Raw genomic sequence first — 9,205 nt, forward strand, 5'->3', positions numbered from 1 at the left:
GCGGCTGCGGAGCAGGCCCGCATGCCCCGCCGCCGGAAATGCCGCGGTTCATTGGCTGCTTACGTTGACAATTTATCCGAGTTACTCGATTATCAGCCGCATTGTGGTTGAATTCACCTGGTGAATCGGAGGTTGTCATGGCTCGCAAATCGAAGTCAGTTACCAAGCCTTCCAGATCGAAAGTTACTTTTGAATTCTCTGTGCTCGACGACGACACGAAAAAACGAATTGCGAGCTGCATCGAACGCCGCGGAAAAGTCACGATATCCATGATCTCATTGGGCAAAACCAATGCTAAACCTGATGGGTTCGCTCAGAAGATCGACTGAACTTCCCGAGCGCGTCTTTGGTGCAAGAACGGCGATTGGCCTGTCCTACAGCGCCTTTGCGGAAAAGGTGGTCGCGGAGGGGACCGAACGGATAGATTTCGTCGAGATTCCGTTCGAGCAATTGATACACACTCCTGAAGCCATCAAGTTGCGGGACAAGGTGCCGCTGCTGCTGCATTGCGCCAGTCTGTCCATCGCCGGAAACCTGCCGCCGCCGCCAGCGCTGGTCGAGCGTCTTCTCGAGTGCATCGATCAAACCGGCACACCGTGGCTCGGCGAACACCTTGCCTATGTGCGGGCCGACGGCATCTGGCGTGAGGTCGCGGAACATCCCGCTCTGCTCGCCGGTACCGATGCGGACGGCCCTTCCGCAATGCCGTTCAATGTCGGATACACGGTAAGTCCTCAATTGAGCGATCCGATTCTCGAGCGCGTGCTTGGCAACACGCTCGATTGGCGGCAACAACTGGGCCTCCCGGTGCTTCTGGAAAACGGTCCGATGTATTTCCAGATGCCCGGCAGCACGATGTCGCAGTCCGAATTCATTCAGGAGCTTTGCGCCAGATCCGACTCGGTGTTGCTGCTGCTCGATCTCTCGCATTTGGCAATCACAAGCGCCAATATTCAACTCGATCCGCACGCTCTGCTGGACAGTCTGCCGCTCGACCGTGTGGTGGAGGTGCACCTTTCAGGGATGTCCGTGCAATCCGGAGTGACCTGGGACGACCACAGCGGCGGCGCCCCGCCTGCCGTGTTTGCGCTGCTCGAACGATTATTGCGGGAGGCAAAACCCAGGGCAATTACCCTCGAATACAATTGGGATCACGATTTTCCGCTCGATATACTCCACCGCGACCTTGAACGCGTTCGCGACCTCACGGAAGTGCACTCGTGCTGAACATGACGTCGGCCCCGGACCGCGTTCAGGCGTTTGTAGCGCGGTGTCTGGTCGATCCGAGTTTCTTGTCAACAGCCCTGGATGATCCTGCCGGCCTCGATCACGCCACCCCGCGATTGTTCGACGAATCCGATCTGGGGCGGATCGCGTTGTTCCAGGCGTTTATCGTCAAGGTCAAGCACAACGGCGTGCGCAATATTCTTCCACTGGTGTTCCGGATGCTTCCCGCGGTCGGCCAGGAACTCGCTTTCTACCGGTCATACGCCGCGTCCTATCTGGCAATTCGCGCCGACGGGCCGCTACCGGTGGCCCGGCAAGTGCAGGTCATGACAGAGCACCTGCGTCGGTATCTCGAGCAATGTACAAATCCTGCAAGCGCGGCCGTAGCCGACCTGCTGACGCACGAGCTGACGATATGGCGCATGCATTCCGGCGGACCGGTGCCGCAGCCGGAGCCGGCCGATGGCGCCATTGTATGGCGTGGCCGCATGGAGCTGAAATTCTACGACACCGACCTGTCCAGAGCCTGCGCCGCGCTAATGGCCAAGACGTTTGATCCGGGTCAAGATCTCGCGGAACGCGAACAAACCCTGGCCTATTGGCGTCCGGAACACGGCGAGACGGTGGAGTTCTTCGAGATCGACGAGTTGACTGCGATGCTGTTTTCCATGGTCGATGGGCGCAGCACGCTGGAAGGCATCGCGGAGCAACTCGCTGGGCGCGGGCTGGACCAGATCGGCTTGGGTGACCTTAAGCAGTTCTTCGGCGAACTGGCCGAGCGGGACTTCATTGGGTTTCATGCTGCCGCCGCTAAATCTGCGCTTTGCGAATTCGTAAACGGAAAACGTATCGATGCGTCTCACCCTCGTCGATAATCTGCTCTACGAGAGTTCGTACAGCGTTCGAAAGGACGATCTGCAGCCGCATCTGGGGTTGATGTCGCTCGCCGCCATGGTGGGCGAAGGCGGCCATCAACCGACCATTTACGATCCAAAGTGGGAAGTGTTCCAGGGCCGGGTGACGCTGGACGGCTCACTCTACGAGAACGTTGCGCACAATATCCTTCGAACGACGCCGCAGGCCGTCGGATTTACGGCACTCGGCTGCAATTTTCACTGCGTCGTCAAGATCGCCCGTCATCTCAAGCATCTTGAGCCGGAGCTGCCGATCCTGCTCGGCGGTCCTCATGCCACGATCCTGCACGAGGAGATACTCACGCGCTTTGCCGAGTTCGACATTGTGGTCCGCAACGAGGCTGAGCATACCATCACCCCACTGCTTGCCGGCATCGATACCGGCGATCTCGCGGGCGTGGCGGGCATTTCATATCGAGACCTGCGCGGCGACATCGTGTGCAACGGCGGTAGTCCGCTTATCGATGATCTCGACTGCCTTCCGGTCCCTGCCTACGATTGCTACCCGCTGAAACAGCTCGGGTTGAAGACAATTCGCGTGGAGGCTGGCCGCGGCTGTCCGTTCAGCTGCACGTTCTGCTCTACGGCCTCGTTCTTCGGCCGGTCGTACAGGTTGAAATCGACGCCCCGGCTGCTTGCCGAACTGGATTTCCTGCACCAGAACTATGGCTATACCGATTTCAAGCTCAACCACGACCTGTTCACCGTAAACCGCAAGAAGGTCGCCGAATTCTGCGAAGCGCTCAAGGCGCGAAACTACACCTGGAGCTGCTCGGCGCGTGTGGACTGCGTCGACGAGCAGCTGCTGACGCTGATGCGCGATGCCGGATGCCGCAACATCTATTTCGGCATCGAGACGGCAAGTGCCCGCATGCAGGAGATATCCCGCAAGCGTCTGTCCGTCGGGCTGGTGGAGCCAACGCTTGACGTGACGAGCGCGCTCGGCATTGAGACGACGACGTCCTTCATCACCGGCTATCCGGAGGAGACGCTGGAGGACCAGGATGAGACGCTCGATATGGCTGGCCGCCTGTTCTGCCGCCCGGACGGAAGGAACATATCCCAGATTCACCTGCTCACGCCGGAGCCGGGGACCGACCTGCTTGCGCGGTATGGCGACAGGCTTCTATTCGACGCGCATGTGTCCGAGTTCAACTTTCCCATGCTGCAGGGCGACGACCGCTCCTTGATATCCGACCATCCGATCCTGTTCGGGAATCACCATTACTTTCCTTCGGTCGTAACGCGAGAGCGCCACGTTTTCATCACCTCCGCTTGGACCGTCGTCTGGGAGCTGGGCCGCGAAATCACCGCTTACATGCTGCGCGCCTTCGAAGGCCGGTTGAGCCGGTTTATGGCAGAAGCCTGGACCTGGCATGCGCAATCGTCACCGCAGCGTTCGAACGCCGGCGCGGACGAGATCCAGGCGTTTCTGGAGGCGCGTTTCGGCCGAGGCCATCATTTGACGTCGCTGTTTCGCTACGTCCGGGCGATGAATGCAGTCGCAACAAAGCGAGCCGCCGGATCTCGGCTTCAGGGTCCGGTCTCCGGCGATCCGCGCGACAATTCCCTTCGTATCGGGCCCGGGACAATCATTCTGCGCGACATCCATCATGTTGTGCAGTTGCTCGAGACGATTTCCGGGACGACCGGCAACCGGCTGCTCGAAGGTTCCGCGGTTGGCCCGCAAGGACATTTGCTCGTGGTATCGCAACCAGCCGATCAGGAGCAAGACAGTTCCGTTTCATCGTACTGGATCGACGAGGTCACGGCCGACCTGCTTGCCCGGTTCGAAAATCCCAAGAGCTATTGGGAATGCTGCAAGGAAATTGCGGACAGTGACGACCGCGCCCAGTTCCCCAAATGGGACGATCTGGCTTCTCTGTGCCAGATGGGCGTCCTGGAGCGGACGAGCAGGAGGGCGTCGGCCCGGCGCGAAACCGCGTCGCATCCGTGACGCAGCGACCTGATCTGATCGACGCCATCGAAGGCTTCTACGTCACCCTCATTCTCGACCAACTGCATCGCACGGGCGTCCTGCGAGCGCTGGGCGAGGGGCGCGGGGTCGGCGCGATTGCGCGAAAACGCGGTTTTGACCAAGCTGTCCTGACCGGGCTGCTGGACTATGTCTCGCTGCGCTCCAACATCATACGTTCGACCGCCCGCGGCAAAAACCGGCGATTTGCATTGGCCGGCAAGGCCGATGGCTTTTCCATGCACCTGCTCGATCAATATGTCGGCGCCTTCGGTCCCTGTCTTTTGAGCCTTCCGCAAATACTGAAAAACCCCGCGGCCGGGCAAGACCTGGTCGACCGGGTGCGGCACGCCGCCGCGTTCGCGGATGGTGGTCCGGCGCCGGAGCTGGTCGGCTTCCTCGAAGCCCTGAGGCTGGATTTCGTCCTCGATATTGGCTGCGGTGGGGGGCAATTGCTGACCACGCTCGCGCAGCGCCGCCCGGCACTGTGCGGCATCGGAATCGATGCGAACCCCAGCATGATCGCGGTGGCCCGAAAGAGGGCTTTGCATCTCCGCCTCGGGCGGCAGCTCAAGTTTCGGTATGGCGATGCGGAAAACCTGACCCGCGCGATTACCAGGCGCGAGCGGGAGCGCATCCAGGGAATTTGCGCAGTCAGCGTCGCCAATGCGCTTTTTGGATCCGACGGCCGTATCGACGGCTTCTTCAGCGCGCTGAAGGCGCTATTCCCGGGCCGCATCCTGCTGCTTGGCGACTACTACAGCAGGCTCGGCCCTGCATTGCGGCAAAGCGCGAACTTCAAGCGCACCCTGTTCCACGATACGGCCCAGCTCCTCTCATCCCAGGGCCTTCCACCCCGGGATTTGAAGGCCTGGCGCCGCATCTATTCGCGCAATGCCGTCAAGTTGCTCCATGCGTACAAGGCAACGAATGAGGGCGTGTGCTGGTTCATTCACATGATCGAACTTTAGATCCGGGTCCAGATTCCTGCCTTGCCATGGTCGAGATCGGAAGTTGACTACCGGCTTCCGCGTTGCCGGCCCGGCGTCCGCCGGCTTTCGAATGAGCAGGCGCGGGGGCCGACGCGATCGCCGCGCGCGCTTCGGCGTATGAAAGCGGCATAAACCCGAGCTGCGCGACCACGTCGTCAGGCATGCTGGCGTGAAGCCAGTTCTGGATTCCGGTGATCAGCCGCATCAGGTCGCGGCAATAGACCGACGGATTGTCAAAACCGTCCTTGGCCCGGTAGCGATGCGGCAAATATCCGCCGGCGCAAACCTGCCTGATCCTGCACTGCCGGCACGTATCGCAAAGCCGATCGTTGCTGTGGTAATAGAGTTGCACCATCGGGTGCTCGAGCGCGTCATCGAGACTGTCGCGGTGCACATTGTATGGCGTCGAGGTCATCCCGTCGCCGCATACTTTCAGCACGTCGACCGGTTCGATGCCCCCGTCGCTCTCCACCACCAGCACTTCGTTCTTGCCCGGCCCGAGCGCATCGAGCTTGCCCTCGATGCCGAGGATACCGTTGATGATGCGTTCGAACAGCCGGATGCGAAAAGACGCGCGCTCGTCAGCGATCCAGACATGAAAGATTTCCAGCAGCCAGTCTGCGTATGGCGTCGCCGCTTCGTCGCTGGAATACTGCAGCGGAGGTCTGTCATGCGTCGCATCCGGGAACAGGAAATCCACCATGCGCGGACGCAGCTCGTTGAGATGGTCAAACACATCCCGGGGACTGGCACTGACGTCGATGACTGTCAGCAATCCCGGCTCCAGGCCGGTTGATGCTGCGAGGTCCCAGCCTCTGCGGATTCGGTTATAGGAGCCTCTTGCCGAATGATCGATCCGGACACGGTCATTGACTTCCTTCGGCCCGTCCAGGCTGATCCCGACCTTGATATTCAATTCTCGCAGCAGCGAGCACCATTCGGCGTTCAGCAAGACTCCGTTGGTCTGCATGAAATACGCGATGCTGGTTTGAGCCGGCACGGTTTCAGCCACGCGATTGACGAAGTAACGAAAATACGAGGAGCGGGCGAGCAATGGCTCCCCGCCATGAAATGCGAAAGCGAATTCCGCCAGGCGATGCCGCGCACAGTGCTCGGCGACGCGCATCACCAGGGCATCGATCGTCGGCCGCGTCATGATGGCGGGCTGGGCGAGATACGACGTATCGCCGAGATTATAGACATAACAATAGGAGCAATTCAGGTTGCATCGGCTGGCGGCTTTGACGACGACGAGCCGGCATTTCGGCGCCAATCCCTTGCCGCGCGCGGCCAGGCGGGAGGCAGGGACCTTATTGGTACTGGGACGCGAATGCGATGCCGCCATGGGTTCACGCTATCATATCTGCCCGGGCGTTCGACGAAAAATCCGCGTTCGCCTGTAAGCCCGCGGCGTCGTTGCGCGAGGATGGAACGACAGGCCAACTTTTTTGCCGTTGATTTCTGATCATGCTGGCAGCGGCGGTGCCGGATAATTTGCGCCCATTGATGCTCGAAAGCCCGGCAAATTCAGCCCGGTACTCGGCGATGTTTTCGCTTAACGCTTTCGTAATAATTACTTTTTCGGTAACGGGTCTTTAATGGCGCGGACGTAGGGTCCGGGTGCGGCTCAGAACGGGTCGTCCAGCCGTGCTGCGCGGCCGGTGTTCGCGGTTGTGTCGGAGTACCCCATGGATATCATGACGGGCGTTGGGCTCGTGTCCGGCATTATTGTCGTGGCGATTATGGTGTTCATGGGCGGCGATCTGCACATGTTCATCTCAGAGCATGCGATGATCATCATCTTCGGCGGTTCGATCGCTGCCACCATGATCCGCTTTCCGCTCAGCGCGATCCTGCACGGTCTGCCGCTCGGTGCCAAATTCGCTTTCACGATGAGCCGGCTGTCCGCGCGCGACCTCGTGGACGAACTTGCCCGCATCGCGGAAATCGCGCGCAAGCAGGGACCGGTCGGCCTCGAGAAGGTCGAAACCGACGAGCCGTTTCTGGCCAAGGGAATTCGCTACGTCGCCGACGGCTACGATCTCGAATTCATCCGCGACAACATGGAGCGCGACCGCGACAATTTTCTGATGCACCTTGACGAGGGCGGAAAAATCTACCGCGCGATCGGAGACTGCGCGCCGGCGTTCGGCATGATCGGTACCTTGATCGGAATGGTGCAGATGTTCGCCAACATGACCGATCCGTCGAAGCTCGGGCCGTTCATGGCGACGGCCTTGCTGGCGACATTGTACGGCGCGCTGGTCGCCAATCTGTTCTGCCTGCCGATTGCCGACAAGCTTCACGGCAAGCTGCTCGACGAGGAAACCAACCGCACGCTGATCATCGACGGCATTCTGATGATCCGGGACTCCAAGAGCCCGACGCTGGTGCGCGAGATGTTGCTGGCGTATCTGCCCGAAAAACATCGCCAGGAAGAAGGCGAGCCGCTAGCGGCCTGAACGGCCGAGGCGATCCGGGAAACCAGCAATGGCCAAGAAGAAACGGGGCGATGGGCACGGCGGGGGGCATGGCTGGTTCGTGACCTTCGCCGATCTGATGGGCCTGATGATGAGCTTCTTCGTGATGCTCGTTGCCTTCTCCACAATGGATAACAACAAGCTGAAAATTGTCGCCGGCTCGATGCGCGATGCTTTCGGCACGACGACCGAAGTGCGCTATTCCGGAATTATCGAGTCCGATGGTCTGCCGACCCGGCCGAAGCTCAAAAATACCGCGAACATTGCTCCGGAGGAATCATCCAATACGCCAACTCCGGACCAGCAGGAGCGAAGCCGCACCGCAGGGGCGCGCCTGAAGATCGATCGTGAATTCGCACTGGCCTCCGCCTCGCTGCGCCAGGCGTTGCAGGACATGCCGGAGCTGACGGAAGTCTCCAAGCACATCATGTTCGAGGAAACCAGTCAGGGCCTCAATCTGGAGATTGTCGATCAGGACGGCCGCTCGATGTTCGCCGATGGTTCGAAGGTGCCCTACGAGCGCACGCGTTTGCTGATTCGAAAACTTGCCACGCCGCTCAAGGCAACGCCGCTGCGGGTCTCGATCGTCGGCCACACCGCCGCTGGTTTTGTGCCATCGCGCAGCGAGTACGGCGCCTTCGACCTGTCCGCCGACCGCGCCAATGCGGTGCGGCAGATCCTGGAGCGCGAGGGCCTGCCGCCCAGCCACGTCTTTGCGGTGTCCGGCAAGGCCGACACGTCGCCGCTGTTTCCCGACGATCCGTCACTGGCCGCGAACCGCAGGGTGACGATTACCTTGATGCGTGAGGATCCGCCGCTGCCGCCCAACCTGAAGCCGTAACGCCGTTTCGCTTACCATTTTACCGTTTTTATCGCCAGCTGCATGTTTCTCGGCAACCCAGCCCTGCCGGCGGTGCTATAGTCGACTGGTTGACAGGCCCTCGCTAAGCGACGATAGCCCGGATCGAAACAACCGACAGAGCGTTCTCTAGCTACCATGGCTATCAGCGACACAACAACCGAAGCGCCGGTCGAGGCGCCGGTCACGACCGGTTTTTGGGCGCTGACGCTCGGAAGCATCGGTGTGGTGTTCGGCGACATCGGAACGTCGCCGCTGTATGCGTTTCGCGAGGCCGTCGCGGGCGCCGCCGGGCACGAGCCGGTGACACGGATCATCGTGCTCGGCGTCCTCTCGCTGATCCTGTGGGCGCTTTTCATCGTCGTGACCGCCAAATATGTGCTGCTGCTGCTGCGCGCGGACAACAATGGCGAGGGCGGAACGCTTTCACTGATGGCGCTGGGGCAACGCGCATTGGGACGGCGAAGCTGGCCGCTGCTTGCGCTCGGCGTGATCGGCGCCTCGATGTTCATCGGCGACTCGATGATCACGCCGGCGATTTCGGTGCTTTCGGCCGTCGAGGGTCTCAAAATCGCCGCTCCGGCGCTTGACCATTATGTGGTGCCGCTGACGGTGTTCATCCTGGTCGTGCTGTTCTCGGTGCAGAGCAGCGGCACCGCCTGGATCGCAACGGCGTTCGGGCCGGTGATGGTTATATGGTTCAGCGTTCTTGCCGTGATGGGACTTGTCCACATCAGCGATGACCCTTCCGTCCTCGC

At 60.6% G+C, this 9,205-nt stretch carries 9 protein-coding genes; 8 read left to right on the forward strand and 1 reads right to left on the reverse strand.

What is annotated here, in order from left to right; translation table 11 throughout:
- Positions 1-137 precede the first annotated feature (137 nt).
- From VGP39_RS11745 to VGP39_RS11765, 5 genes are read left to right on the forward strand one after another with little or no spacing between them, the layout of a single operon-like run.
- A complete protein-coding gene (locus VGP39_RS11745) occupies positions 138-329 on the forward strand; it encodes a hypothetical protein (protein WP_327568274.1) in 192 nt (63 codons plus the stop codon).
- Positions 304-1,227 carry a DUF692 family multinuclear iron-containing protein gene (locus VGP39_RS11750; protein ID WP_327568275.1) on the forward strand — a complete coding sequence of 308 codons (924 nt, stop codon included), beginning with the start codon at positions 304-306 and terminating at the stop codon, positions 1,225-1,227. Before VGP39_RS11745 ends, VGP39_RS11750 begins: the two co-directional genes overlap by 26 nt.
- The gene (locus VGP39_RS11755) at positions 1,221-2,102 is read left to right on the forward strand and encodes a hypothetical protein (RefSeq protein ID WP_327568276.1); all 882 of its coding nucleotides are present in this window, start codon (positions 1,221-1,223) and stop codon (positions 2,100-2,102) included. The genes VGP39_RS11750 and VGP39_RS11755 overlap by 7 nt, the downstream gene beginning before the upstream one ends.
- Positions 2,080-4,098: a B12-binding domain-containing radical SAM protein gene (locus tag VGP39_RS11760; protein ID WP_327568277.1), complete on the forward strand. Its 2,019-nt coding sequence runs from the start codon at positions 2,080-2,082 to the stop codon at positions 4,096-4,098. The genes VGP39_RS11755 and VGP39_RS11760 overlap by 23 nt, the downstream gene beginning before the upstream one ends.
- Positions 4,005-5,087, forward strand: coding sequence for a class I SAM-dependent methyltransferase (locus VGP39_RS11765; RefSeq protein ID WP_327568278.1), 1,083 nt, complete (start codon positions 4,005-4,007; stop codon positions 5,085-5,087). Before VGP39_RS11760 ends, VGP39_RS11765 begins: the two co-directional genes overlap by 94 nt.
- On the opposite strand, the gene VGP39_RS11770 is transcribed toward VGP39_RS11765, so the two are convergent.
- The gene (locus tag VGP39_RS11770; RefSeq protein ID WP_327568279.1) at positions 5,065-6,453 is read right to left on the reverse strand and encodes a radical SAM protein; all 1,389 of its coding nucleotides are present in this window, start codon (positions 6,451-6,453) and stop codon (positions 5,065-5,067) included. The genes VGP39_RS11765 and VGP39_RS11770 overlap by 23 nt on opposite strands.
- 343 nt (positions 6,454-6,796) lie before the next feature.
- On the opposite strand from VGP39_RS11770, the gene VGP39_RS11775 reads away from it, so the two are divergent.
- The 3 genes from VGP39_RS11775 to VGP39_RS11785 all read left to right on the forward strand — a co-directional run.
- A complete protein-coding gene (locus tag VGP39_RS11775; RefSeq protein WP_327568280.1) occupies positions 6,797-7,570 on the forward strand; it encodes a motility protein A in 774 nt (257 codons plus the stop codon).
- Positions 7,571-7,598: 28 nt separating this feature from the next.
- Positions 7,599-8,429, forward strand: coding sequence for a flagellar motor protein MotB (locus tag VGP39_RS11780; protein WP_327568281.1), 831 nt, complete (start codon positions 7,599-7,601; stop codon positions 8,427-8,429).
- A 156-nt stretch (positions 8,430-8,585) separates the two neighbouring features.
- On the forward strand, positions 8,586-9,205 hold a 620-nt coding region (locus VGP39_RS11785), incomplete at its 3' end, for a KUP/HAK/KT family potassium transporter (protein WP_327568282.1).

It is taken from the genome of Bradyrhizobium sp. (genome assembly GCF_036009065.1).
Lineage (GTDB): Bacteria > Pseudomonadota > Alphaproteobacteria > Rhizobiales > Xanthobacteraceae > Bradyrhizobium.